Raw genomic sequence first — 23,562 nt, 5'->3', positions numbered from 1 at the left:
CCGCCACACTCGCGGCACCGCGCGCGTCACCGCCCGAGAGGTCGCCTGGTTACAGGCCGCCGGGATCCGCATGCTGCGCGGCCGTGCCGACTCGTGGGCCCTCGGCCGACCGGCCGCCGCGTCCTCCTGCTCGGATCGGCGCACTCACACGCGCCGGGTCTGCGGGGTCACCTCGAACTCGACCGATAGATGCGGCAGGCGGCAGCCCGGAGTGCACTCCTCGGGCGCGGCCGGAGATCTCTGGATCTGGATGTACTAGCTCTTTTCCTGTCAGATGACAGGCCGCACGCAGAGCGTCTGCCTTCTCCGCGTCGGCGGTCTCGGCCGCGGTCGTACACGTGAGGATCCTGAGGTCGGTGCCGGCAGGCATCAGAACGTCGATGTCGACGGTGATGTCACCCACCCCTGGATGTTCTATGGTCCCGCGGCCGCCGGCCCAGGGGGCGGCCGTGCCGGTGAACCACAGTCGGTCGAACGCCGGTTCGCGTAGAAGCAGGCCTTCGACGAGTGAGGTGGGGTGTGCGTCACGGGGATGGGCGGCCGCTGTCATACGCAGGTCTGCGACGAGGTCCTCCTCCTCGGCGTCGCTGCCTCTCCACGTCCGAACGGGCCATGCCGCATCCGGGTCCCACCCTCGCCCGGCTCTCGCCTGGAACATCCCGGCGACGAGATTGTGCGCCTCCCATCCGTACGTGCGGGGATCGCCGACCGCGGCCGTCCACCTCCTGTTCCAGCCGATGACAGTCCAGTCAGCGGCGAAGACCCCGGCGGGGACCACTCCCCACTGATGTACCAGTCGACGCACGCTCATGGGTGTCCGCCTGGAGATGGTCCCGGCGGAGGGCGATGCGAGGTTGGCACAGCGGAACAGATGGTCACGCTCGGACGGGTCGAGACGCAGTGCGCGTGCCAGTGCGGTGACCACTTGGGCCGAGGGATTGCGCGCGGCCTTGTTCCAGCAGCACCAGGTAGTCGACCGACATGCCTGCCGGACGGGCCGGTTCCTCGCGGCGCAGTCCGGGGATGTGCCGCTCCCCGCCGGCCTCCAGCCCGCCGTCCCGCGGCGACATGCGCTCGCGCCAGCCGCGCAGCGTCATGCCGAGGTGGTTCGCTGTACCGTCCCCGTGCCCTCTGCATCCTGCGCGGCCTCCGCCGCACGCGTTGAGACGGCTGCCGCCGCGCGCCGGTCGCGGCCGGTGAGCTTCCATCCGGCGAGCCGCGCCATCAGGGCAGGGGTCGGCGGGAAGACGCCGAGCTGGCCGAGCATGGTCATGTCGTCGCGGACGGCCTCATGCCCGATCACCTTCCCGTCGCGCACGGTCAGTACATGGATCTGCTCATAGTCCAGCTCACGTCCGGTCGGCGGCATGACCCTCTCCAGCGTCCCGTCGCGGAAGAGCACGAACGGCCCGGTGTGCCGCCCCCGCATGCGCACCCGGACGAACACCCGTCCGCGCTCGTCATCGACGCCCGTGTCGAGAACGGGGAAGCGCAGGTCGGTGAACGCCGAGCGCATCCAGGCGCCGGAGGCGAGCACCCCGGCCGGTCCGGGGATCGCGCAGGCGGCGGGAGAGTTGACCGCCTCCCGGTTGTGGAAGTCGGCGTGGACGACCTCCGCGGCAAGTGCCGGGTCGCCGGTCTCTATGACCCTGAAGAGGGAGTGCGCGCTGTCGGTGGCGTTGCTGCCCATGGGAACTCCGCGGTTGTGGGTCGGCGGACGAGTCGCCCCGCCGAATTGACTCCAACAGGAGCCTATTGAATAGGACGATAGTATATCCAGGAGGTCCGGCAGGTATAGTGACGGCCATGCCGACCAAGCGCGCCTACGCCTCCCCGCTGCGGGAGAAGGCGGCGGCGCAAACGCGGGAGGTCATCCTGCGGGCCGCGACGGAGCTGTTCGGCCAACGCGGCTACGCGTTGGTGACGGTCGCGGACATCGCCGCCGCGGCGGGCGTGTCGCCGAAGACCGTATTTGCCAGCGTCGGCAGCAAGCGCGAGATCATGGACCGCATCATCGACGCGGCCGTGATCGCGGGTCGCTGCGACGAGGCGATGAAGCAGTTGCGGCAACTGTGCACGCCGCGCGAGGTCCTCGCGGCGCTGGCGGCGGGCACCCGCTTCGGCAGCGAGTCACAGTTCACTGTGCACGAGGCGATCCGGCTGGCGCTGCCCGTGCACGAGGACGGCATGGCCCTGTGGGAGCGGGCCACCGGCGGCTCCCGTGCGGCGATGAGCGACGCGGCACACCACCTGCACGCCCTCACACCGCGCCCGCGCTACACGGCGGCGGAGACCGGCGACCTGCTCTGGCTCTGGTTCGGCCCGCACGGCTGGCGCACCCTCGTCGTCGATGCCGGGTGGTCCTGGGACAGCGCCGAAACCGCGATCCGCGAGACGGCCATCGCGGCGCTCTACGGCGAGTGCTGAACTCGGGCCCGCGGGAACACTGACCGTTTTCAGCGCTGCTTCTCCAGGGTGAGGACGGCTTTGGCGATGACGCTCATACGGTTGGGACTGATGCGGGATCTGCGGAAGATCTGCCAGGACTTCAGCCGTGCCGTACCTCGTTCGACAGGTGCCCGGGCCGCGGACAGGGCCCGGTTCTCGGTCCGCTCGGTGAGGGTGAGCTCACCGCCCGGCGGGCGGCGTTTGGCGGTGGTGACGCAGTCGCCCGCACCGATGTAGGCCAAGCCCTCCCGGGCCCCGGCCATCTCCTCAGGTGTCACACCACACCAACGACACCAACGAGCAGGCAGACACACCACCTACAGATGAACATGACCAAGCCCTACTGGGCCTGCGCCGGGTCCTGGGAGAACATGTACTTGTGGATGCGCCACCCGTCCGGGGTGCGACGCAGCACGAACAGCTCGCGGAAGTAGGCCTGGGAGCGCGTGCCGTCGGCCACGGCAATCACCGTGACGGGCTGCTCGGACCGGACGATCGCGATCTCGTCGTAAACCTCGGTCGAGACCACCTCCACGTTGACCTCTATCCCGATGGCGGCGAAGGTGCTGGCGTAGAAGGAGTCAACGGCGTCGCGGCCGCGCAGGCTGGGCAAGTTCTCGGGGATGATCTCGGCCTCGTCGGCGTAGAGCCGCAAGATCGTGTCAGTGTCCTTGATCTGCAGCGCATGCATGTACGCCTCGACTACGCCGACCGCGTCCGCGGTGCTGTTGTTGTTCGTCATGTGGTGGTCCTCTGGTATGTGGTTGGCAACCCACACCACACGTGCCGGTGACGTGCCAACATTTCCGTTTGTGTGAGCCGGTCAGTACGCGACGTGGACGAGGCGGCGGGTGAGCTCGCCCTGCTCCAGCTCGTCGACGAGAGCGACGGCGTAGTCCTCGGTGCTGATGTGGCTGTTGCCCTCGCCGTCGCTGAGCAGTTGGTGATCGCCTGTCCGGTACGCGCCCGTGCGCTCGCCAGGCGTGATCACCGCGGGCGGGGAGAGGTAGGTCCATTCCAGGTCGTCGGCGTTGTCGCGGACAAGCTCGAACAGCGCCACCTGGGCGCGAACCGGCGGCAGGGCGTCCTCGGGGAACCCGGGGGTGTCGATGACCCGTACACCGGGGGATACCTCCAGGATGCCCGCACCGCCCACCACGACCAGGCGACGCACCCCGGCCCTGCGTACGCCGTCCAGTACGCCACGGCCCACCTCCAGCAGTGACTCGGTGGCCTCGATGCCGCCCCGTGGCGGTGACACCGCCAGGACCACCGCGTCGTGGCCGGCCGCCAGGCGCGCGACGGTGTCGGCGTCGCTCGCGTCCGCCGCGAGGGTGCCGTCCTTCCCGCTGCGCGTGGCACCGGTCACCTCGTGGCCCCGCTCGCCCGCCTCGGCAGCGACCCGGCTGCCGATCATCCCGGTGGCTCCGAACAGCAAGATGCGCATCCCATGACCTCCTTGTAGTCATCGCGTGTGCCGCGCACACGCCTTCAACGGGAAGGTATCAATGGGATACTGGTTACTTCAAAGATACTGAAGTACCCTTTGGATATGATGAAAGAAGCTGCCGACGGCTCCGAGATCTGCTGCCCGTCCCGGCTGGTGCTCGACCGAATCGGTGACAAATGGTCGGTGCTGATCGTGCTGAACCTGGGTGACGGCCCCAAGCGGTTCAGCGAACTGCGGGGGGTGCTTCATCACGTGACGCCCAGGGTCCTCACCTACACACTGCGGGGGATGGAACGCGACGGCCTGCTCACCCGCACGGTCTTCGCCGAGGTCCCGCCCCGCGTGGAGTACGAACTGACCCCGCTGGGCCACTCCCTGCGGCCCGTCATGGAGCCGATCACCACCTGGGCCGAGGAGCACGTCGACGAGGTCCTGTCCTTGCGCAAGGCCCACGACACCCGCTCCGCGGACGGGTAGGCGTCGAGGGCTTCATGCAGAGAGCAGCCGAGGTGATCACGTAGCGTCTTCAGCCCGAGGATGATCCGCCCAGCGACGATCATGTTGTCGGCCACGCCTGCATCCGTCGCGCTGTTGCCGGAACCCATAGGGTGATCACACCCCGGCTCCACAGCCAGGTCAACGCGTTGTCCCGCACTATCTCTGGGCCGTCCCTGGGCCGTCCGAAGGTGACCAACGCCGACAGACGGCACCCGCAGGCCGATCTGGATTCCGTGAGCCGGTTGTCCAGGGCGTCGCCGCGCCGGCCGCCAGGCCTGCCGCACCGCCTCAATCGACCTGTCGTACGGGCAGCAGGATCGCGGACGGATGCTGTGGGTCGTGGAATACCTGCTGGTCGGCTGAGCGGAGGGTGTGCGCGGTGGCGCGCGGTTCCCCTGTCCCGGGATTGCGGTTGTACCGGGGGAAGGCGCCGCTGGAGACCTGGACCCGGATCCGGTGGCCTCGCTTGAACCGGTGCGCGGTGGGCCACATCCCGACGGTGGCAGAGTGAGCCCGATCGGCGTCGACAAGGGCGGTGAGGCCGTCACAGATGTTGAAGGACCGTCCGCGCTCGTCCACGTCGCACAGCCGGACGAACACGTCGGCCGAAGGCAGGCTGGACCGGAACCAGATCTCGGCGGCGACCTCGCCGATGACCTCGACGTCCTGATCGAGGACGGCTGTCGTGTAGGTCAGCACGTCCGGTCGCGCCTCCAATGCCTTGTTGTCGACGCGGCCTGCCCGCTGCGTCACTGTCATCCGCGCGCCGCCCACCGCCGGGGTGGGGTCGGACGGGTCGTACCGGTAGCTGTCGGGAGTGGACTCGCCGGACGGATCCGTCGAGAGCAGGCCGTCGGCATGGAGATGGAACCGCTGCGGGGCATATTCTTCAGGCGGCCACGAGTCGAAGTCGCGCCAGGTGTTCTCCCCCATGACGTACAGCCGCACGGCCGCACGCTCCGGCGGGTTCTCGTTCTGGGCGTGAGCGAGCCCGAATGTCAGGGCTTCGCGCACCATCTGGCCGCCCAGTGGGAGGGAGAAGTGCGGCCACGGCCCGACAGTGAGCCGGGCGGGGCGCCCGGCTTCCTGCAGGGTCCGGAAATCACGGAGCTGGCCGGGGAGGAAGAAGTCGTACCAGCCGCCGATCAGGCTGGCAGGCACGGTGATGTCGGCGACCCGCTCGCGATGGTCCAAGGGCGCCCAGAACGGATCGTCGGCGTCGTGAGTGAGAACGTTCTGTACGTAGTCGACGTGTTCCCCCAGCACAGCCGTGTCGGCTTCGCTCAGCGGCAGCGTGCGCATCGCCCGAAGCTTCTTCCGCTCGCCCAACATGTTGCGCAGCACGGCGCGCGGGCGTTCCTGTTCGGCGACCTGGGTGCCCCAGAGGAACGGGATCTCCAGGCTGAAGCCGGAAGGAGGCAGCCAGTCCAGGGTGAGCCCCGATTCGGACACCGCTGGGATGATGGCCTTGACCTGAGGCGGTAGTTGATCGGCGACCGACCAGACGGTGTAGCCGAGGTAGCTGCCCCCGACCAGGATCATGGATTCGCCGCACCATGCCTGCTTCACCACCCAGTCGAGGGTGTCCAGCCCGTCCTCGCGTTCGCAACGGAACGCGTCGAACGACCCGCCCGAGCCGAAGGTTCCGCGGGAGCTGACGATCACCACCTGGAAGCCCCGCTCCGCCAGCGGCCTGGCCAGTTGGGCCGCGTTCGCACCGGCCCGGCCGTATGCGCTGCGTACCAAGGCCGTCGGCAGCCCGTCGCCGCCCGAGGCCGGGGACCAGCGATCGGCGAGCAGGGTGGCGCCATCGCGAACGGGCACCGGCAGATCGTGCTCGACGACCAGGTCACGGGTGGTCGGCGGGGGAAGGTGCTGCAGGCGCTGGGTGAGCCGACTGGAGAGGTTCATGGAAGGCGATCTCCTTGTGGTGCGGGGGATGCGGCAGGGGCCAGGACAGAGGCGACGCGCAGGAGACGGTCTGCCAGGTCCTGTGGCCGAAGCGGGTCCGCGCCGTCGACGAGCCACTCGTTGAGCAGCAGGCTCGCCCCTCCGGTGAAGAAGGCAGCGAGGTCGTCCACTGTCTGCTTGTCCAGACCCGCATACAGGTCTCGAACAAACGCTTGATTGAGGGAGCCGAACAGATCGTTGAGCGTCCTGGTCATCGCGAAGGCGCACGAGCCGGTGAGCATGGCGCGATAGAAAACCCTGCGTTCGGCGAAGTGGGACGCCAGCACCAGTACCTGCGCACGCAGGTCGTCGGGCGACTCGTCGACCCGCGGGAACAGTTCCCGCTCCACCAGGTCGGCCGCGGCTGCCACGAGCAGCCCGTCCCGGTCCGTGTAGTGCAGGTAGAGGAGCTTGCGGCTGACATCGGCCGCGTCGGTGATGTCCGTGACCGCGATGTCGGTCGTCTCACGTTCCACCACCAGGCGAACGGCGGCTGCAAGGAGAACCGAGCGCGACCGCTGAACTCGCCGATCCTGCGCGGAATGGGTTGACCGATGACTCTGCATGGGATGAAAATACCCACCTGTTTCCAAATACTCAAGTGTGTAAAAAAGTGTTCGAGGTACTCCTCCACTCGGCATCGACAAGGAGCGCAGATGGACGACGTGGTCTCACCTGCAGGCATCGTTCGCCGCGCGGCGGCACGGTACGGCGACAAGGTCGCCCTCGTCACGCCCGGTCGCACGATGACGTTCTGCGAGCTCGACGCTGCAAGCGACCGGGGCGCGGCGGCACTCGCACAACGAGGCGTGCGGCCCGGACAACGGGTGTCCCTCTACGCGAAGAACGGATGGGAGTGGGTGACCTCCTATCACGGCGCCCTCAAGGCCGGCGCGGTGGTGAACCCGGTCAATGTCATGCTCACCCCGGTGGAGCTCGGGTACGTACTGCGCGACTGCGAGGCCGTCGCCGTCTTCACCAGCTCCGAGCAGGCGCCCGGGGTCCTGGACGTCAGCCGCGACCTGCCTTTCCTTCGCACGGTCGTCGCGTTCGGCGGGGCACCCGACGGCGCCGTCCGGTTCACCGATCTCCTCGCCGCCGACGGGCCCCTACCGCTCACCGCACCGGATCCGGCCGCAGCCTGCACGATCGGTTACACCTCAGGCACGACCGGCCACCCGAAGGGTGCCGTGCAGAGCCATCGGGCCGTCCTGCTCAACTGCGCCCTCACGGCCACGATGCATGCGAGGGCCTCGTCCGACGTCGTCGTGACGGCGCTGCCCGCCGCGCACGTCTACGGCAATGTGGTGATCAACGGGACGTTCATGGCCGGCGGGTGCGTGGTCCTGATGGAGCGGTTCGACCCGGGTGCGGCTTTGCGCCTGATCGAGGAGTACTCGGCGACGATGTTCGAGGGCGTACCCGCGATGTACGCGATGATGCTCGCCGACCCGACGCTGAAGCAGGCGGAACTGTCGTCATTGACCCGATGCACTGTCAGCGTACAGACCACCCCCCTGTCGACAGTCGAACGCTGGCAGGTCCGCTCCGGCGCTCCGCTGATCGAGTTGTGGGGCATGACCGAGATAGCGGGCCTGGGCACCACACACGCGTTCCACGCCCCAGCGGTACCGGGATCGATCGGCGTGTCACTGCCCGGCGTCGAAGTGCGCGTCGCGGACCTGGCGGACGTCACGCGTGACGCTCCCCGAGGCGAAGCCGGCGAACTGATGGTCCGCGGGCCGATTGTCATGCTCGGTTACCACGGAGACCCCCGAGCCACCGCGGAAGCCATCGAGCCCGACGGCTGGCTGCACACCGGAGACATCGCCTTGATCGCCGACAGCGGACACGCCTTCATCGTCGACCGCCGGAAGGACATGATCATCACTGGAGGGGTACAACGTCTACCCCGCCGAGATAGAACGGGTCCTCGCAGCTCACCCCGCTGTCGCCATGGTCGCCGCCGGCCCGGTGCCGGATCCGGTCAAGGGCGAACTGGCGTGCGCTTACGTGGTGCTGGCCCCCGGGGCAACCACAACCGAGGCCGAACTGCTCGCCTTCGCCGGAAACTCACTGGCCGCCTACAAACGACCCCAGATGCTCCAGTTCGTCGACGACCTGCCCAAGACATCCACCGGAAAGATCATGCGCCGAAAACTGATCAGCATCAGCGAGCCACCAGAAACGCCTCGGCCGTGAAGTCGTGGGCGAACATCATGAGCGTGATGCGCCGGTACCAGCCGACATGGCGGCGCACCTCGTACCGGTCCAGGCCGCAGTCGCTCCTCGCGGCTTGGAAGCACTCCCCTGCCGTCCAGGCGCACCGAGGTCCCTGCGCGCTGAACCGCCCCGGTGCAGCGACAGGGCCAATGTCCTAATTTTCAGGTCTCGTAGATCGTCTCACCGCCGTCGGCGAGCATCACCGCCAGGTCGGTGGCTACCCGGCCCGGATCGTGCCCGGTCCCGCGCGGCCGAAGCGGCCTGAGAGCGGCGGAGTACGCGGCGGTCAGCCCTGTGGCGTCAGCGAGATCCGCCAGCGGCCGTGCCCCGGCAGGCCCGACCACCCCGAACCATCGGCACTGACATGGGCCTTGGGACGCAATCCGATTGCCTGCACGTAGAAAGTGCCCTCCGCCTGGACGGACAGAACCCCTCAGCAAGGTTCATCGTCCCAGGTCAGGAAGGCACTTTCGCGTTTCCGCCCCAGAGCCGGCCGTACCCAGGCGAAACGACGAGTAGTGCGAGATCGGGGTGGAGGGCACTCATCAGGTCCTCATTTTCCCTCATCGAGGGTGTACCGATCGTCTGTCCCCCCGCCGGGGAGTCGGCGTCGAGAATGGGACCGGCGGCGTCGGCCGAGTGCCAACGGGAGAAAACCTGACGGCATCGGGCTGCTCCTCCGAAATCCACAGCCCGCGAATAGCGGTGCGGCGCGTCAGACGCGCTGCCCGGCGTCCAGCAGGGCGAGGGCGTTGCTCATCCCCTGATCGAGGAGTTCTTGAGCAAGTTGGCTGTCGGTCAAGGCGCGGGCAAGCTGCAGCGTCCCGGCCATCAGGCCGAGGAGGCTGAGCGCCTTCACGCGTGCGGAGGACGGGGCCTCGGGCGCCATGCGGGCGGCAATGCCCTCGATGAGGACCAGCACGCCGTCGGTGTACGCCTGCCTGGTTGTGTCGGTGCAGCGCCCGATCTCGTCGAGCAGAGCGGCGTTGGGACAGCCGTCACCGAGGCTGTCGCGGTGCAGGGGCGACAGGTAGGCGCGCACAATCTGCTCGAGTCCGGCCCGCCCAGGCGCAGCCTGCGCGACGACGCTCTCGGCCTGTACCTTCAACTGGTCGGCGATTGCCGTGGCGACGAGGTCGTCCTTGGATTCGAAGTGCGCGTAGAAGGCCCCGTTGGTCAGCCCCGCGTCCTTCATGAGCGTCGAGACGCCGGAGCCGTCGATACCGTCTTGCTTGAACCGACGGCCCGCCGTCTCGATGATCCGCCGCCTCGTCTCCGACTTGTGCTCTTTTGCGTACCGCACCACCGCACACACTCCTTCGCCGGCCGGATGGGCCAGCTGCCCTTCACCGGTCCCGCCAGTCTATGATATTGCGAACGTAATCCAAAAAGTCGACAGCAGCGGCCGACCTCTCGCCGTCTGTTTCTCTGTTCGGCATACCAGGGCTCCAGCTTCGAGCCGGTCACCCCTCGCGACACTGAATCACTGCGCCAACGAGGCACCGTCACCGCCGCCTTGACTGTTGGCGTGCCCGGCCGACGGTGACCTGCTGCTGTTCAGCCCCTGGGGCGGGGTTCTCGCCGACCGCCCGTCCCTCGCGTCCTCACTTCGGCATCCGGTTGAACCTGCGGACGATGCGGTCGAAGATCCGGGCCGGAAGGACGCGGTGGAGCACGCCGATGCTTGCGGCCGTCGAGCCGGCGGTGCGCCGCAGTTTCGGCTTCTTGTCGGTGGCCGCCGCGACGATCACCTTGGCCACGGTGGCGGGATCATCGCCGCCGCTGGTGTTCTTCGCCAGCACCTCGTCGAAGGTGCGCCGTCCCGACGCATAAAGCGCCAACGGGGTGTCGCCCTGCACGCTGTGGTCCCCGAACGGGGTGTTGATCGGGCCGGGCTCGACGAGCAGGATCCGGACGCCGTGCTCGCGGACCTCGTGGTCCAGCGACCCGGAGTAGCCCTCGACCGCGTGCTTGGTCGCGGTGTAGATGGCCATGAACGGGCTGGGGACGAACCCGCTGAGGGAGGAGACGTTGATGACGCGTCCGCACCGCTGAGCGCGCATGTGCGGCAGAACCGCCTTGGTCATCCGCATGATGCCGTAGACGTTGACGTCGAACACCTCCTGGGTCCGGGCGACGGAAAACTCCTCGGCGGCGCCGTTGGCGCCGACGCCGGCATTGTTGACCAGGACGTCGATGCGCCCGAACCGGTCCATCACCTGCTTGACCACGGAGGCGACCGATTCGTCGCTGGTCACGTCGAGGTCGAGGTAGGTCACCCCGGCGGGCGCGGTGATCCGCGCGGTGCTGCGGGCGGTTCCGATCACCTCGAAGCCCGCCGCGGCGAAGGCGCGGGCCGTCTCCTTTCCGATCCCCGATGAGGCACCCGTCACGAGCGCCACCGGTTGGGTTGTCGTCATCACGGTCTCCCTTTGATTTTGAAGTACGTCCGCATGTCTTACGTTCATGCGGCTACGCGGTGGTTGTCGGCCGGTAGCGAGTGGTCGCGTCAGCCGGCAAGTTTGTTGGCCTTGCGGATCTGTCCGTCGAAGACCCCGGCGGGAAGGACGCGGCGCGCCGCGCTGAGGAGCCGGGCGCTCCGGCCGGCGGTGTACCGCGCCTTCGGCTTGGAGTCGGTGGCAGCCGCGACGATTGCCTTCGCGACGATGGTGGGGTCGTCGCCCCCCTCGTTGACCGCCAGCGCCACCTGGTCGGCGATCCGCCGCTGCTCCGCGTAGATGTGCATGGGCATGTCGGGCTCGACGGTGTTCGCCTCGAACGACGATTTGGTACCGCCAGGCTGGACGATAAGGGCCCGGACCCCGTGTTCACGGATCTCGTGGTCCAGGGACTCGGTGTACCCCTCCAGCGCGTGCTTGGACGCCGAGTAGGTGGCCATGTAGGGCGCGGGGAGGAACCCGAGGACGGACGAGATGTTGATGATGCGCCCGCTTCCCCGGGTCCGCATGTGCGGGAGAACGGCCTTGGTCATGCGCATCACACCGAAGACGTTGATGTTGAAGAGACGCTGGGCCTGCGCGAGAGAGTTTTCCTCGGCGGCACCCGAGGAGCCGATGCCCGCGTTGTTGACCAGGACGTCGATGCGCCCGAACCGCTCGATCACCTGCTCGACCGCGGCAGCGACCGAATCGTCGCTGCCTACGTCGAGGGCGAGGAACGTCACGCCGTCGCGGCGGTCGGCTCCCGATGTCTTCCGGCTCGTTCCCACCGTCTCGAAACCCGCTGCGACGAGCGCGAGGGCGGCCGCCTTTCCGATTCCAGTGGAAGCACCTGTCACGAGTGCCACCGGCCGAGTTGTCGCCATCACGAGCTCCTTCGATTTTGAAGTACGTCCGTATGCCTTACGTTCATACGAACATAGAATGGTCGCCGGTCGATGGCAAGTGGTCGCGTCCGGTGATTGGAGAGGGATCCGGGAAACGTGGGGTGCAGTACGGGAAAGGCCATGAGTAGACGACGAGCCGGAACCGAGGGCGTCACCCACAGTCGGGCCGACGACCGCATCAGCGGCCCGCTGAATCCGCTTCATTCGCGCAGGTCATCCGTGCCGTGCGGACGCCGGCGCGGCCTATCTCCCTCTTCGGGCGGTGTCGCCCGGTCAGCGGATCCGCGGCAGGGCCTTGTCCGGGTGCGCGATCTGTACGTACTTCACGGGGATGCTGGGGCGGATGCCGAAGAGGCGGACGGGACGTCCTCTAAAGTCGGAGGCTGAATAGCTGTAACTACCCACAGTCGTTGTTAACAGAAAGTGACCATTAGGCAGGTCCAGCAGAGCTGCGATGTCGCTCGCCAGTCGCGCGCGTGTCGTTGCGGCCGCTGGACAGCGGCAAGGCTGCCCCGCTCCGCTTGAGGCGGGCCAAACCCTCGTCGGAGATACTGGGTCCATGGATTACGTCGGCCGGGTGCCCGCCCCGCCGCTTGACCGGTTCATCGACGACGTCTACTGCCTGACCGGGGTGCCGGGCCATCGCCGGATCAGCGTCTCGCCGATGCCGTCGGCGCACCTGTACATCAATCTGGGTGAGCCCGCACACCTGTGGGATTCCGACCCGTCGGTGCCTCCGGCAGAGTTGACGGATGGGTGGTTCATGGGTCTGTGGACCAGGCGTTTCGTCCTTGAGTACCCCACGCGGATACACCTCGTCGGGGTCCACTTCAAGCCTTGGGGATTGTCACCGTTCGCCGGGGTGCCGGCGAACGAGCTGCGGGACCGGTGGGTGCCGGTCGACGCCCTCTGGCATCGGTCCGTGGACCGGATGCGCAACCAGGTCGGCGACGCCGCTTCGGCCGCCGCAACGCTGCGGGTCCTGGAGAGAGAGCTTCGATCGCGGCTCGTCGAGGCGCCGGCGCGCGGTCTCGACCTGGTCCAGCACACAGGCGGGTGGCTGGAAGCCTCGCACGGCGCGATCCCGGTCGCTGCGCTGAGCGATGCCGCCGGGGTGAGCAGCAATCACCTGGCGGCGCAGTTCAAGGCTCATGTCGGGGTCACTCCGAAACGGGTTGCCCGGATCTACCGCTTCGCGCGGCTGATCGAGTCCGTGGACTCCCTGGGCCCGGTCGACTGGTCGGAGCTCGCGCTCACAGCGGGCTATTTCGACCAGGCCCACTTCAGCAAGGAGTTCAAGGACTTCACCGGCCGCACTCCCACGGAGTACGTGGCGCTGCGGCGCCGGTTCACTGCGGAGCAGGGATTCTCGCAGCCTGGTGGCCCGATGCCCGTTGAGTGATTTTTTACAAGCGCGGCTGTCTCCGGGCTGAAAACATCGGACCCGTCCGCTCAAAGTGACGTCATAGGGGACCCTGATGGGCGCAGTGATCATGCACAACGTGGTGTCAGTGGACGGCTTCATTGCCGACAAGAACGACGGAGTCGGTCCGCTCCACGACTGGTACTTCAACGGGGACACCAAGCTTACGGAAACCGGCGCCGGGGACGGGGATCACGACCACTCCGAGGGGGGAGACGGCTTCAAGCTCTCCCGTGCATCGGCGGCGTACGTCCAGCCGGTGTGGGACTCGATCGGCGTGATCGTGATGGGCCGCATCTTTTTCGACCTGATGAACGGCTGGGAGGGCCAGCCGCCCGCGGGCGACCACGTGGTCGTGGTTTCCCACCGGCCTAAGCCCGAGGGCTGGCACCCTGAGGCTCCGTATCACTTCGTCGATGGCGTGAAGGCCGCGATCGAGAAGGCCCAGGAGCTCGCCGGTGACCGGGTTGTCGCCGTGAGCGCCGGCGAAGTAGGCGGCCAGATCCTCGCGGCCGGTCTTGTGGACGAGGTCGCGATGGACGTGGCGCCGGTGGTGTTCGGATCGGGCAAGCGCTTCTTCGGTAGCTTCGACGGGCAGCAGCAGCTGGAGGATCCCCACGTGGTCGTCCAGGGCAACCGGGTACTGCACCTGAAGTTCAAGGTGCGCCGCTAGTCAAGCTCATCTGGGCCCGGATGCAGGTGCCCGGCCCGCGGCGCGTGGCGTCACACCAGACGACCGCGTCGGCGCCGTCATCCAGCACGGCGCCGTCGGATCAGGAATACGGCTTCTCAACTCAGACTCTCCGCACCACAGCAGGATTCACCATCACCTGACCCACCCAAGATCACCAAGAGAGTCACGGCCTTGAGGCTAAGTGTCGTCATGCAGCGCGTTCACGGCCGGCATCCGGCCGGAGGCGGGACGCCAGTCGGTGCATCCCACGGCGCGCGTGACTCTTGACGGTCCCCAGGGGCCAACCAGTGAGTTCGGCGATCTGAGTTTGGGTGAGATCGTCGTAGAAGGCCAGGTTCAGCACCTCACGTTGATGCTTGGGAAGCCGGGACAACTCGTCGGCCAGCAGAACGCGGTCGAGCAGGGCCTCCGGTCGTACGGCCTCGTCGGTCACCGTCAGCAGCAGTTGAGCGGCTGCGGCGTCGACCAGCTCAGTTCGCCGTGTGCGGGCGGCCAGGGCGTCGGCGATTTTTCGGCGGGTGATACCCAGGAGCCAGCCAGGAAGAGTGCCGCACTCGGGCGCGAATCCGGCTCGCCCCCGCCATGCGGCGAAGAACACCAGTTGTGTGATGTCCTCGGCCTCCCTCGCGTCTCCCGTCGAGCGTCTGGCATGGGAGTACACGACAGGACCCCATCGACGGTGCACAGCTTCGAGGCTGGCCTCGTCGCCGTTCAGGAACCCCTTCACTAGGGCACCTTCGTCGATCGCCGCGTTGACTTGTACTGCGGTCGTCATGGCCTGCTCCTCGCCTGGACCTGATGGTCGCTGCCGCTGGCGACTGTGTCTCCTCTACGGTGCGGATTCGATGCAAGATGGGCAACTCGCATCGTCTTTGCATCGAAATGGGCGAAGTGGCTACGCGGCCGACGGAACTCTTGGATGCCGCGGGCAGGAATGATGATCGGCGTGCCGACTAGCGCGGAGTACGGGTGCGGAGTCGAAGGGAAACACCTGCCCCGGAGTCCACACGCTCGGGCCCCGCTATCCGTGTGCGGTGGCAGCCTGCCCGGCCGCTGCGTGGGGTCACGGCTCGCGCGATCGGGCCAAACCTGGAACGCGCAGGCGGGATGGCTCTGGGCGGGGGCTCGTTGCCGTACACCACGTGTTACGACTCCGCCCAGGTGCCTGCGACGCGCCCCTCAGTGGCTGCGCAAAGCGATGTATTCGTCGGCAAGCTCGTCCGCCATACGCGTGACGGAGAATCGTTCCGCGACCAGCTTCCTGCCCGCAGCTGCATAACGGCGCCTGTCGTCGACGGATGTGGCCGCGACACGCCGCAGGCCTCGCATCAGTCCTGCCTGGTCGGAAGTGTCGATCAGGATTCCGTTGACCTGATCACGGAGATAGTGCGCGACGCCGCCTCGCCGGGGCCCGGCGACGGGAAGGCCCGCGTCCATCGCCTCCAGTACGGCGAGCCCGAACTCCTCCTTAACGCTCGGGCACACGTACCAGGAGCACGCATCCGCCTTCCGTTGGGCAAGAGCACGCTGGAGGCGGCGTACCTCGGTGTTGGGCACAGCGGGCAGCAGCGCCACGCGCCCACTCGCCTGAGGGCTTTCGGCCAGCAGCAGGTCGATGCGGTGACGGACCTCCTCCTCGGCGGCCGTGCCCGCGCCGGGGCTACCGCCGACCAGAACCAGGGTGGTGGTGCGGTATCCCCCTGTCGCAACCCAGGCCCGGACCAAGAGATCCTGCTGCTTGACCGGGTGGAGTCGGCCCACAGACAGCAGGAGGGGCAGCCCGCGGTCCAGGGGGTCCAGGGAGTCGGGGCGTGCCCCGTCCCGATAAAGCATGGCCAGCGCCTGGTGCCGACGCTCCTCCTCGTCGGGCGCGGGCCTGTACGGGGCGATGCCTTCGGGCGGGGCACTCGGTCCGGCTCCCGCATTGAGCCGGGCCAGGCAGGGGAAATGACGGACGAGTTCGCTCGTACCTCCCCGTCCGGGAATGCCGACGACCGCGTCGGCACGGGCCACCAGGCGATCGGCCACGAATACCCGGTGCAGATCGTGCCGGAGTGCCTCCCCCGCCGTCCGGTCGGCCGGGTCGTGCATGGTGTGGTGCGCGGCGAAATCACGGTGCGGATCGGGCGTGGCCGTGAAGATCAGCGCGGCCCCCAGGCGCTGGGCGGCCTCGGCGAGTGCCAGGCTGCCGTCGTCGGCGTACCTGACATGCAGGACGTCCAGAGGCCGCGGCATCCCACCGAGCAGGCGGGTCGCCCACCAGGTGAGCGCGGCGCGGTGGCGGTGCATCTCCGGCTGGGCCGGAGGCGTGGGCGCGTCCACGGGAAGCCGCAGGATCCAGTGGCCCGGACGGCGTTGGTGGACGAGCCTGGAGTCCACCGTCAAGTCGTCGTGCCCGGCCGCCACAACCGTAATCACGCCGGCGATCCCGTCGGTCTCGGCGAGCCGGTCGCCGAGGTCTCCGAGCAGCACCGCCAGTCCTCCGCTCATCCCCTGCCCCGGAGAGTCCAGTCGCCCCAGCAGCATGGTCTGCGCAACCACCTGCCCAGACGGCCCGTCCTTGTCCGGACCGAGCACGGGCAACGGCGGCGCCAGCAGAGACCGCTCGTAGGCGTCTGCGGCTCGGCCCGGGTCGGGCAGGTGGACCGAGCCCCCCGGCGTCTGGTGCAGATACCGCCAGGCGGAGTGGCGCACCGCTCGATGGACGCTGTTTCGCGCGAGAACGGCGCCATCGGCCGGCGTAAGGGGATGCAGCCCGGAGGCCACCGCCAGGTCAAGCAGGCAGCCCGCCGCCGGTCCGTCCACCGAGTCGGTGAGGAGCGTGCGCAATACCTCTTGCGCGTACAGGGAGCCATGCCGGCGAACCGTATCCGGCCACAGTTCGGTGAGGGCCGCGATGAGCCTCGGGCTGCCGTCGCGGTGCGCCAGCAGTGCCTCCGGGCTCAGAGGTGTGCCAAGACGGGCCGCACGACGAAGCGCCCCCACAGCCGCATCTTGGCGGGTGACTCCAGGAGAGTTCCCGGGCAACAGGACCCGTGGTCCCCTTCCGTATTCGGCGTCCAACAACCCTGCCAGCTCCTCCGGGACGAGAGGGGAGCAGCACTCTCCGGGAGAGGCCGCGTGTCCCGTCCGTCCAGAGCCGTCGAAGACCGCGGTACGGGCGGCCACCAGGGCGTCGTGGTCTCCGTGGCCCGCGTGTACCGGACGTCGAGGGCCCTGGGGCACTGAAGCGGGTGCGAAGCCGGTGCCGGCCATGGGCTCTCCTGTCTCGGGGACGGCTCTGACCCATGTGGTTCCGGAAGTGTCGGCCCTCCGGATGCGCCTCTCCACGGTGGTCATCGCCACACGGGCGACCTGGCCGCACGTCGCCTACGATGCGCTCGCCTCGCCCTGACCGGTCGAGGGCGGAAGACGTCTGGCCGAAGGGTGCCCATGCCGCGTGTCGTTGTCGTCAGTCCCCCGTTCATGTCCCACGCCCGGCCGTTGTCGGTCCTGGCGGGTGCCCTGGGCCTGCACGGGGTGGACGTGCATTTCGCCTGTGCGCCGCCGTTCGAGCACTTGGCCAGGCAGGCGGGGGTGGGCTTCGTGCCGCTGTCCGTGACGCGCAACGCCAACACTGGGGTGGCCGAGGCAACCGAACAGGACGCTCAGGAGGCGGCCCGCCTGCGGGAGTTCCTCGACTCCACCAGAGAGGGTGCCGTATCCACGCTCCTGACTCAGGCCCGTCACCGCCGCGCGGACATGCTCGCGGACCCGGACGACGTGCTCGACGCACTGCGCTCGATCGACCGGGAGCTGCGTCCCGACTGGTACGTAGTGGACCAGCTCAGCTACCCAGTGACCCTGGCACTGCACTGCCTGGGTCTGCCTTACGCAAGTTTCTGCCCCGGGCATCCCAGCTACGTGCTCACCGGCCCCGACGCCTACTTCGGTGTCCCGTACGCCTGGCCCAGCGCACTGCGCCCAAGCGCCCGACATCTGCGGGAGCTGCGTACCGCGGCGCGGCGGAACGACGAGACCTTCACCGCACTCTTCGCAGCTTTCGCCCGGCGCCACGCACCCTCCCGGCCAGCCCCGGGCAGGGCCTTCGCCCTCAGCTCTCCGCACGCGGTCGTCTACGCGTACCCGCCCTTCCCATGGCTGCCGACACCTCCGCCAGGGCCGATCCGCCTGTTCGCCGGGCATATGGCCGCCGACCCGGACCCCCTCGACGCTGAATGGGCCGCACGTCTTCGTGACCTGCGCACCAACGGTGGGCGGCTCGTCCTCGTCGCCCTCGGCACGTTCCTGTCCGCACGTGACGATGTCCTGCGCACCATCGTCACCGGACTGCTGGAAGGAGTGCCGGACATGTCTGTCGTAGTCGCGGCGGGCGAACGGACCGCGGCACTGGCCGATCTTCCGGGTGACCGGGTCGTGTTGGCACGTTCGGTACCACAGCGTGCGCTGCTCGACCATGTGGACGCCATGGTGCACCACGGCGGCAGCAACTCCTTCACCGAGTGCCTGCGGGCGGGCGTACCCGCGGTGGTGCTGCCTTTCTCCAGCGACCAGTTCTCCGTGGCACGGGACGCGGAGCGTTCGGGCGCCGGTGTGGTGCTCGACCCGAACACCCTGTCGCCGGCCTCTGTCCCCGCCGCTCTGGAAACAGCGTGGACCACACTGGAACCACACGTCTCCAAGCTGGCCGTATCGGTTCGACAGCGCGGTCCCCGGTGGGCAGCCGGTCAACTGCTGGCAGCCATGGGCCGGCAGACGTAGCGGAGCTGATCCCGGTGTCGTCCCACCGCCACAGGCTGGGTGCCAGGTCAGGAGAGAGCCGAGCCGGAGCCGACCAGGGGCACGGGGTCGTCCGAAGCGCACCGGGACGCCAGAAGCGTACAGAACGCTGACGGGCTCCCCTTGCGGTTTCGACAGGCCCGCAGCCGGAATCAGGCTGTCCTCCCACCCCAGGAGGGCGCACTCGCAGAAGGACCAGGAGGGGTGCGCGTTGGGAAAGTAGTAGGTTCGGCCGAGGAACTGCTCGTGCAACCCCCACCGCTGGGTGAGGAACTCCTCCAGCGGCCCGGCCGCAACGGGCCTGTCCCCCACGTCCATCCACACCCGTGCCCCCGGACGGCCGCCACCGCGCCGCTTCGTGCTGTAGAGCAACCGGCTGTCGAACCACTTGCTGCTGATGCGGGACCACCGATAGGGCAGGCCGAAAGCCATTGCGCCGTCAGCACCGGCAATAGACGGTCGCAGTCGAGAGACCGGAACACCACACCGCGCCGACCCGCGGCATCACGGCTGTACAGGCGGACGTTGACCTCACGGAAGCTCCCCAGATAGGGCAGCGCCGCCGTCCGGCCGAACGCGAGGTTGTCCATGCGGAAGAAGACCAGGCCGACATACGTCTCCCCTTGGTGAAGGTCGGGCACGGTGCCCGCCGGCAGCAGCCGGGCCACCTCGAACGGATCGGCAGCCCAGCGCAGGAACACCGGGTCCCGCCAGCTCTGCCGCAAGAGCACGCGCCGCACCGGACGGGGAGCCAGCCCTGCCAGCGCTTCCACGGGCCAGGGCCGGTGGGCCGAAGCGCCGGGGCCGGGTCGTCTTCTCTCCAGGCCTGCCCTACCGCACCACTTCGAGCGCCGCACCGGCGCCGGGCCAAATCACTCTCGCCCCGAAGACATCACCCCACAGCCTCCTCGGCAGGAAGTCCCCCGGGCAACGGCGGCGCGCGGGGCGAGACCGGTGTTCACGTAGGCCAGGCTGATCTCCGGCACCGCGACGCGCCTGCGACTCCGCACGGGGCGGAGCGCCGTAAGCCAGCTGGCCCACGTCGCTTGAGCGGCAACGCAGTCACCCATCCGCGCGGGTGCCGTCACGGCCACGGCCCCGGTGACGACGGCGAGGATGCCGCCCTCGGAGACCTGATCCGAAGCGGCACGCAGAAGCAGCATGGGGGAGAGTGCGTTGACGACCGTCACGTGCTCGGCCGCGGCGTCGTCGACCTCCCCGGCCGCTCCGAAGGCCGCGACACCTGTGCGCACGACGACACCATCCAGTCCGCCCCACTCCGCCAGCGCGCAGCCGACGGTATTCGCACAAGCCTCAAGGTCCCAGGAGTCGAAGCTGCGGGCGGGGCGTCGGCGCAGGACACCGAGACATCGGCTAGGACGTCGCTGTCGTGGCCGGCAAGTGCAGTACGGGCGCCCAGCGTATGCAGCCGGACGGCCAGCGTTCGACCGACCTCTCCGGTGGCACCGAGGATGAGGACCCCTGCTCCCCGTAGGTCCATACCTAGCCTCCCAAATCCACTGCCGACCTGGTGCTACGTGTCTGCTTCGGCGGTCGGCCGTCCGTCGGATGCAGCCTGCGGGGCACCTGCGGGTCAGGTCAGTGGGGCGCCGGGAAGCCCTCGCACCAACCGGTGGAGGCGGGAGGGGATGAACCCGCCGCCCACGGGTGCCCGGCGAGACCGCATCCGGCTCCGTCCCATCGGCAAGGTCCGACGACCGGTCCGGCTCAAGGGGACAGATTCTGAACGATCGCGCACTGATGCATCCGTCGACTGCAGCAGCGCAGAAAGGAAGATGCCGCGACCAGCGTGTGTTCCGGCGGTGGGATGTCGAAAGCGGAGGCAGTTGTGATTAAAGTCGAGCGTGTCATGACACTGGACCATCCGTTGCGCGAGGTGGCGGGCTTCCTCGCGGACTTCTCGAACGCGGAGTTGTGGGATCCGGGCACCATCACCTGCAACCGGGTCGACACCGGAGGTCTGTCGGTGGGATCCGAGTGGCACAACCTCTCGGAATTCTGGGGCCGCCGTACGGAACTCCTTTACCGGCTCACCCGCTTCGACGCCGATCACCTGACCTTCGTGGGACGCAACAAGACCGCCACCTCGACCGACGACATGCGTTTCGAGGAGCACGACGGCCGGACACGGCTGACCTACCGGGCGCGCGTCGAATTCAACGGACTGGCCCGGCTTGCCACTCCGCTGCTCAAGCGGGAGTTCGACCGGCTCGGGGACGAGGTGTCCGAGCGGCTGCCCCAGGCGGTTGACCGTGCTCTGCGCGTTCCGCCCTCGGGCGGAGGTCACCCCCAGTGACCGACGACCTGAACGTGACCGAGCCGGATGCGGTACTGCCGCCGGAGGCCGGAGTGAGCACCGGTTCCCTCGCCAGACAGGTGGGTGTGTCGCCCACCACGCTTCGTTCCTGGGATCGCCGCTATGGCCTCGGCCCCGCTACCAGGGTGGAGGGACGCCACCGCAGGTGGACATCCGCCGATGTCGCCATGGTCCTTGAGATGTGTCGTCTGACGGCCGCCGGCATCCCGCCGGGCGAGGCAGCGAAGATGGCCAGGAACCACAGTGAAGGACACGACGCAAGGAACGGACTCGCCCCTTCTGTCGGGACCCCGGGCGGTGTCATCACTGCGTCGAAGTCCGGCTCTACGTCCCCGTACGCGTCGCGGTCCGGCAGCGGCCTGCCGTTGGGAAACGTGCGCCAGGAGTGCAAGGGCCTCGCCCGCGCCGCCGTGCGGCTGGACGGCGCCGCCGTGCAGGAACAGCTCACCGCGGCGGTGCGTAGCCACGGACTGGTCGTGACGTGGGAGGAGATCCTGGCTCCGGCCCTGCAGGCCGTAGGGCGCAAGTGGCAGTCGGCGGGCGAGCGCTACGTGGAGGTGGAGCACCTGCTGTCCTGGCATATCTCCGCGACCCTCCGTCACCTCTACGTGAGTGCCGTTGCCACGCAGAAATCGTCGCGCTCGGCGCCCGTGATTCTGGCCTGTCTGCCCGGCGAGCAGCACACACTGCCGCTGGAAGCGCTCACCGCCGTTCTGGCGGAGCGGGATGTCGCCACTGTGATGCTCGGTGGCGATGTCCCAGCGGACGCCCTGGTGGCCGCGGTGCAGCGGGTCGGTCCGAGTGCCGTGGTCCTTTGGTCGCAGTCCACGTCGACGGCGAGCGTCCCGCTGGCCCATCATGTCGCCGCCACCCGATGGGGCGTCCGCGGGGCGCGCACACAGAGCCGGGTACTGCTCACGGGCCCCGGTTGGCGGCGGGCGCAGCACTCCGGTCTGCTGCGCCCCCAGGGTCTGCACGAAGCCCTCTTCATGCTCGTCGGCGAACGACTCGCGACGTCGCCCACCCCCTGAATCGCCGTAGCCCGGGCTTGCTTCCGGGGTGCGCGGTGCCGGCGCCACGATCCGACTCCACCGGTTCGTCGTCCCCGCCCAACGCGGCGCGGAAGAGCGGCGATGACGAACCAGCCGGGTCGCTCACGTCATCAACCCTCGCGCTGCGCATTCGTCGCGGGAAGCGCGCGCCCCGCAATCGCGCCGCCAGTGGGCAGCGCGGGCACCTCCTCCTGGCCACGGCGGCGGAGCGCGAGGGATTCGCGGGCGGATTCGCGAGGGTGCCGACGGCGCCAGTACGGATTGTCGTGCGGCAGCTTGCTCGATACACGCCCGTACATGCCGAAGGTCAGAATGATCAGCCCCATGATGAAGCTGAACAGGACGTTGGTCATCCCGAAGTCCAGAATGTTGGCCGACCGGTCCAGGATGAAGATGTGGACGAACCCGCTCAGGAGAAGGAGCGTTCCGACCACCATGTTGAGTGTCGAGGCAAGGTTTCCGCCGACAACGCCGCCGGCGATGAGCGCCAGCCCCACGACGACGGAGATCACGCTCAACAGTCCGTTGGTCGACATGCCGGCAATGTGGCGCCCGTGGGTGTTGAACGGGCTCAGCTCATCGGCGAATCCGAGGACGCCGAAGACAAGCAGGGTGAGTCCGCACAGTGCGGCACCGTGCCGGTAGACCGTGGCCAGCTGATGGTCCACAGGCAGTTCGTCGCTCAGTTTCATGGCCAATCCTTTCCGATGCGCGAATGCTTCGCGGGCTTCCGTGGAGCAGCCTCCGAGCCGACCGCTCAAAGGCGTATTCGCGCCAAAACGACCATACGGTTGCATTCCTTCTGAATTTCCACCGAACAGCGCACCAGCCGCCCAGCCGCTGCCGACCTGGTTCGCTTATGTGGCGTTGCGCTGTGGGCGGGGGAATTCCGCTGACAGCGGCTCACGGCCAGACGGTGCGGATGTCATGGGCCGCATCAGGTTCGGAATCAGGAGGCTGTGCGACATGGCGCCCTCGTGATTCCGGGCCATGCGCTTCACGTGGCGGACCATCCATGCCAGCAGAGCGTCCAGGTCGGCGGCGGCCGAGGTGACCCGGTCGACCGGCTCGGGGGTGTGCGACCCCTGCTCGCAACCGAGGCGGGGGGCCGCGCCAGTAGCGGGCCGAGAGAGCAGCCCCCGCCTGCCTCCCGCGACCAGCGACATCAACGGTGGTCGTGTGAACCACCTACCGGCCTCACGCCCTCGCAGGCGGGTGCATCCACCGCACGACGCGGGGCGGAAGGGGAGACGTACGGACGTACGTGGACGTGATCAGGGGCGCCTGTCCTGCCAGGCGCGCCGGACGGGAGGCCTCAAGGGACGGGTGAGCGGACATCTCAGAGGGCGGTATGTGACGTG

Annotated in this window: 22 protein-coding genes and 4 pseudogenes; 9 read left to right on the top strand and 17 right to left on the bottom strand. The window is 68.3% G+C overall.

All coding sequences use genetic code 11. The features are described from left to right. Positions 1-49 precede the first annotated feature (49 nt). The 3 genes from JHN63_RS14280 to JHN63_RS14275 form a co-directional block, all read right to left on the bottom strand. Entirely contained in the window at positions 50-811 is a 762-nt protein-coding gene (locus tag JHN63_RS14280; protein WP_234476617.1) for a hypothetical protein, read from the bottom strand. 64 nt (positions 812-875) lie between these two features. Further along, complete coding sequence (locus JHN63_RS52640) at positions 876-1,097, bottom strand: hypothetical protein (RefSeq protein WP_234476616.1); 222 nt, start codon at positions 1,095-1,097, stop codon at positions 876-878. After that, positions 1,094-1,690, bottom strand: a complete 597-nt coding sequence (locus JHN63_RS14275; protein ID WP_200680267.1) for an ester cyclase — start codon at positions 1,688-1,690, stop codon at positions 1,094-1,096. The genes JHN63_RS52640 and JHN63_RS14275 overlap by 4 nt, the downstream gene beginning before the upstream one ends. A 116-nt stretch (positions 1,691-1,806) precedes the next feature. Between JHN63_RS14275 and JHN63_RS14270 the strand changes: the two genes are divergently transcribed. Further along, positions 1,807-2,427, top strand: coding sequence for a TetR/AcrR family transcriptional regulator (locus JHN63_RS14270; protein ID WP_200680265.1), 621 nt, complete (start codon positions 1,807-1,809; stop codon positions 2,425-2,427). A 29-nt stretch (positions 2,428-2,456) separates the two neighbouring features. On the opposite strand, the pseudogene JHN63_RS14265 reads toward JHN63_RS14270, so the two are convergent. The 3 genes and pseudogenes from JHN63_RS14265 to JHN63_RS14255 form a co-directional block, all read right to left on the bottom strand. After that, positions 2,457-2,687: pseudogene (locus tag JHN63_RS14265) on the bottom strand (transposase family protein); the annotation flags it as partial. 101 nt (positions 2,688-2,788) lie between these two features. Beyond that, positions 2,789-3,190 (bottom strand): nuclear transport factor 2 family protein, encoded by a 402-nt coding sequence (locus tag JHN63_RS14260; RefSeq protein WP_200680263.1) that lies wholly within the window; start codon positions 3,188-3,190, stop codon positions 2,789-2,791. Between the two features lie 81 nt (positions 3,191-3,271). Continuing rightward, on the bottom strand, positions 3,272-3,895 hold the full coding sequence (locus tag JHN63_RS14255; RefSeq protein ID WP_200680261.1) for an NAD(P)-dependent oxidoreductase: 624 nt from the start codon (positions 3,893-3,895) through the stop codon (positions 3,272-3,274). Positions 3,896-4,000: 105 nt separating this feature from the next. Between JHN63_RS14255 and JHN63_RS14250 the strand changes: the two genes are divergently transcribed. After that, positions 4,001-4,375 carry a helix-turn-helix domain-containing protein gene (locus tag JHN63_RS14250; protein WP_200680259.1) on the top strand — a complete coding sequence of 125 codons (375 nt, stop codon included), beginning with the start codon at positions 4,001-4,003 and terminating at the stop codon, positions 4,373-4,375. A gap of 309 nt (positions 4,376-4,684) precedes the next feature. Here the strand turns inward: JHN63_RS14250 and JHN63_RS14245 are convergent, their stop codons facing one another. Continuing rightward, positions 4,685-6,307 carry a CocE/NonD family hydrolase gene (locus JHN63_RS14245; RefSeq protein WP_200680257.1) on the bottom strand — a complete coding sequence of 541 codons (1,623 nt, stop codon included), beginning with the start codon at positions 6,305-6,307 and terminating at the stop codon, positions 4,685-4,687. Beyond that, positions 6,304-6,912, bottom strand: a complete 609-nt coding sequence (locus JHN63_RS14240) for a TetR/AcrR family transcriptional regulator (protein ID WP_200680242.1) — start codon at positions 6,910-6,912, stop codon at positions 6,304-6,306. The genes JHN63_RS14245 and JHN63_RS14240 overlap by 4 nt, the downstream gene beginning before the upstream one ends. On the opposite strand from JHN63_RS14240, the pseudogene JHN63_RS52635 reads away from it, so the two are divergent. After that, positions 6,901-8,052, top strand: a pseudogene (locus tag JHN63_RS52635) (class I adenylate-forming enzyme family protein); the annotation flags it as partial. The gene JHN63_RS14240 and the pseudogene JHN63_RS52635 overlap by 12 nt on opposite strands. Positions 8,053-8,302: 250 nt before the next feature. After that, positions 8,303-8,548, top strand: a complete 246-nt coding sequence (locus JHN63_RS52630; protein WP_234476646.1) for a hypothetical protein — start codon at positions 8,303-8,305, stop codon at positions 8,546-8,548. A 194-nt stretch (positions 8,549-8,742) separates the two neighbouring features. Here JHN63_RS52630 and JHN63_RS14230 read toward each other — a convergent pair. The 4 genes and pseudogenes from JHN63_RS14230 to JHN63_RS14215 all read right to left on the bottom strand — a co-directional run. Then, positions 8,743-8,996 (bottom strand): annotated as a pseudogene (locus tag JHN63_RS14230) (IS1380 family transposase); the annotation flags it as partial. Positions 8,997-9,284: 288 nt separating this feature from the next. Then, a complete protein-coding gene (locus tag JHN63_RS14225; RefSeq protein WP_200680236.1) occupies positions 9,285-9,875 on the bottom strand; it encodes a TetR/AcrR family transcriptional regulator in 591 nt (196 codons plus the stop codon). A 298-nt stretch (positions 9,876-10,173) separates the two neighbouring features. Next, positions 10,174-10,989: an oxidoreductase gene (locus JHN63_RS14220; RefSeq protein ID WP_200680234.1), complete on the bottom strand. Its 816-nt coding sequence runs from the start codon at positions 10,987-10,989 to the stop codon at positions 10,174-10,176. 89 nt (positions 10,990-11,078) lie between these two features. Then, on the bottom strand, positions 11,079-11,894 hold the full coding sequence (locus JHN63_RS14215) for an oxidoreductase (RefSeq protein WP_200680223.1): 816 nt from the start codon (positions 11,892-11,894) through the stop codon (positions 11,079-11,081). A gap of 475 nt (positions 11,895-12,369) precedes the next feature. Here JHN63_RS14215 and JHN63_RS14210 point away from each other — a divergent pair, with 475 nt between their 5' ends. Further along, on the top strand, positions 12,370-13,317 hold the full coding sequence (locus tag JHN63_RS14210; protein WP_234476614.1) for an AraC family transcriptional regulator: 948 nt from the start codon (positions 12,370-12,372) through the stop codon (positions 13,315-13,317). Between the two features lie 76 nt (positions 13,318-13,393). Then, positions 13,394-14,011 carry a dihydrofolate reductase family protein gene (locus JHN63_RS14205; protein WP_200680213.1) on the top strand — a complete coding sequence of 206 codons (618 nt, stop codon included), beginning with the start codon at positions 13,394-13,396 and terminating at the stop codon, positions 14,009-14,011. A 208-nt stretch (positions 14,012-14,219) separates the two neighbouring features. On the opposite strand, the gene JHN63_RS14200 is transcribed toward JHN63_RS14205, so the two are convergent. Both JHN63_RS14200 and JHN63_RS14195 read right to left on the bottom strand, forming a co-directional pair. Next, positions 14,220-14,807 carry an RNA polymerase sigma factor gene (locus JHN63_RS14200; RefSeq protein ID WP_200680211.1) on the bottom strand — a complete coding sequence of 196 codons (588 nt, stop codon included), beginning with the start codon at positions 14,805-14,807 and terminating at the stop codon, positions 14,220-14,222. 404 nt (positions 14,808-15,211) lie between these two features. Next, positions 15,212-17,095, bottom strand: coding sequence for a glycosyltransferase family 4 protein (locus JHN63_RS14195; protein WP_200680208.1), 1,884 nt, complete (start codon positions 17,093-17,095; stop codon positions 15,212-15,214). A 369-nt stretch (positions 17,096-17,464) separates the two neighbouring features. Here JHN63_RS14195 and JHN63_RS14190 point away from each other — a divergent pair, with 369 nt between their 5' ends. Beyond that, positions 17,465-18,793 (top strand): glycosyltransferase, encoded by a 1,329-nt coding sequence (locus JHN63_RS14190; RefSeq protein WP_200680207.1) that lies wholly within the window; start codon positions 17,465-17,467, stop codon positions 18,791-18,793. Positions 18,794-18,868: 75 nt separating this feature from the next. Here JHN63_RS14190 and JHN63_RS14185 read toward each other — a convergent pair. Then, positions 18,869-19,542: pseudogene (locus JHN63_RS14185) on the bottom strand (DUF2071 domain-containing protein); the annotation flags it as partial. Positions 19,543-19,683: 141 nt separating this feature from the next. Continuing rightward, complete coding sequence (locus tag JHN63_RS52625; RefSeq protein ID WP_234476641.1) at positions 19,684-20,097, bottom strand: SDR family NAD(P)-dependent oxidoreductase; 414 nt, start codon at positions 20,095-20,097, stop codon at positions 19,684-19,686. Between the two features lie 542 nt (positions 20,098-20,639). Between JHN63_RS52625 and JHN63_RS14175 the strand changes: the two genes are divergently transcribed. Together JHN63_RS14175 and JHN63_RS54645 are read left to right on the top strand one after the other, a co-directional pair. Next, positions 20,640-21,128 (top strand): SRPBCC family protein, encoded by a 489-nt coding sequence (locus tag JHN63_RS14175; RefSeq protein ID WP_267953759.1) that lies wholly within the window; start codon positions 20,640-20,642, stop codon positions 21,126-21,128. Positions 21,129-21,142: 14 nt separating this feature from the next. Next, the gene (locus tag JHN63_RS54645; protein ID WP_200680284.1) at positions 21,143-22,180 is read left to right on the top strand and encodes a MerR family transcriptional regulator; all 1,038 of its coding nucleotides are present in this window, start codon (positions 21,143-21,145) and stop codon (positions 22,178-22,180) included. Positions 22,181-22,311: 131 nt separating this feature from the next. Here the strand turns inward: JHN63_RS54645 and JHN63_RS14165 are convergent, their stop codons facing one another. After that, positions 22,312-22,893 (bottom strand): DUF4383 domain-containing protein, encoded by a 582-nt coding sequence (locus tag JHN63_RS14165; protein ID WP_200680203.1) that lies wholly within the window; start codon positions 22,891-22,893, stop codon positions 22,312-22,314. Between the last annotated feature and the right edge of the window lie 669 nt (positions 22,894-23,562).

The organism is Streptomyces sp. MBT65, assembly GCF_016612545.1.
In the GTDB taxonomy this organism is placed as follows: Bacteria; Actinomycetota; Actinomycetes; order Streptomycetales; family Streptomycetaceae; genus Streptomyces.
This window is presented reverse-complemented; position numbering and strand designations above follow the sequence as displayed.

What these genes read in the sequence shown, in the direction of transcription:
- JHN63_RS14260 (WP_200680263.1), bottom strand. Translation starts at nt 3,190, where the DNA reads ATGACGAACAACAACAGCACCGCGGACGCGGTCGGCGTAGTCGAGGCG.
- JHN63_RS14275 (WP_200680267.1), bottom strand. Translation starts at nt 1,690, where the DNA reads ATGGGCAGCAACGCCACCGACAGCGCGCACTCCCTCTTCAGGGTCATA.
- JHN63_RS14190 (WP_200680207.1), top strand. Translation starts at nt 17,465, where the DNA reads ATGCCGCGTGTCGTTGTCGTCAGTCCCCCGTTCATGTCCCACGCCCGG.
- JHN63_RS14205 (WP_200680213.1), top strand. Translation starts at nt 13,394, where the DNA reads ATGGGCGCAGTGATCATGCACAACGTGGTGTCAGTGGACGGCTTCATT.
- JHN63_RS14280 (WP_234476617.1), bottom strand. Translation starts at nt 811, where the DNA reads ATGAGCGTGCGTCGACTGGTACATCAGTGGGGAGTGGTCCCCGCCGGG.
- JHN63_RS14210 (WP_234476614.1), top strand. Translation starts at nt 12,370, where the DNA reads ATGTCGCTCGCCAGTCGCGCGCGTGTCGTTGCGGCCGCTGGACAGCGG.
- JHN63_RS14215 (WP_200680223.1), bottom strand. Translation starts at nt 11,894, where the DNA reads ATGGCGACAACTCGGCCGGTGGCACTCGTGACAGGTGCTTCCACTGGA.
- JHN63_RS14240 (WP_200680242.1), bottom strand. Translation starts at nt 6,912, where the DNA reads ATGCAGAGTCATCGGTCAACCCATTCCGCGCAGGATCGGCGAGTTCAG.
- JHN63_RS52630 (WP_234476646.1), top strand. Translation starts at nt 8,303, where the DNA reads ATGGTCGCCGCCGGCCCGGTGCCGGATCCGGTCAAGGGCGAACTGGCG.
- JHN63_RS14165 (WP_200680203.1), bottom strand. Translation starts at nt 22,893, where the DNA reads ATGAAACTGAGCGACGAACTGCCTGTGGACCATCAGCTGGCCACGGTC.
- JHN63_RS14220 (WP_200680234.1), bottom strand. Translation starts at nt 10,989, where the DNA reads ATGACGACAACCCAACCGGTGGCGCTCGTGACGGGTGCCTCATCGGGG.
- JHN63_RS14200 (WP_200680211.1), bottom strand. Translation starts at nt 14,807, where the DNA reads ATGACGACCGCAGTACAAGTCAACGCGGCGATCGACGAAGGTGCCCTA.
- JHN63_RS14245 (WP_200680257.1), bottom strand. Translation starts at nt 6,307, where the DNA reads ATGAACCTCTCCAGTCGGCTCACCCAGCGCCTGCAGCACCTTCCCCCG.
- JHN63_RS14250 (WP_200680259.1), top strand. Translation starts at nt 4,001, where the DNA reads ATGATGAAAGAAGCTGCCGACGGCTCCGAGATCTGCTGCCCGTCCCGG.
- JHN63_RS14255 (WP_200680261.1), bottom strand. Translation starts at nt 3,895, where the DNA reads ATGCGCATCTTGCTGTTCGGAGCCACCGGGATGATCGGCAGCCGGGTC.
- JHN63_RS52640 (WP_234476616.1), bottom strand. Translation starts at nt 1,097, where the DNA reads ATGACGCTGCGCGGCTGGCGCGAGCGCATGTCGCCGCGGGACGGCGGG.
- JHN63_RS14175 (WP_267953759.1), top strand. Translation starts at nt 20,640, where the DNA reads ATGTCGAAAGCGGAGGCAGTTGTGATTAAAGTCGAGCGTGTCATGACA.
- JHN63_RS14270 (WP_200680265.1), top strand. Translation starts at nt 1,807, where the DNA reads ATGCCGACCAAGCGCGCCTACGCCTCCCCGCTGCGGGAGAAGGCGGCG.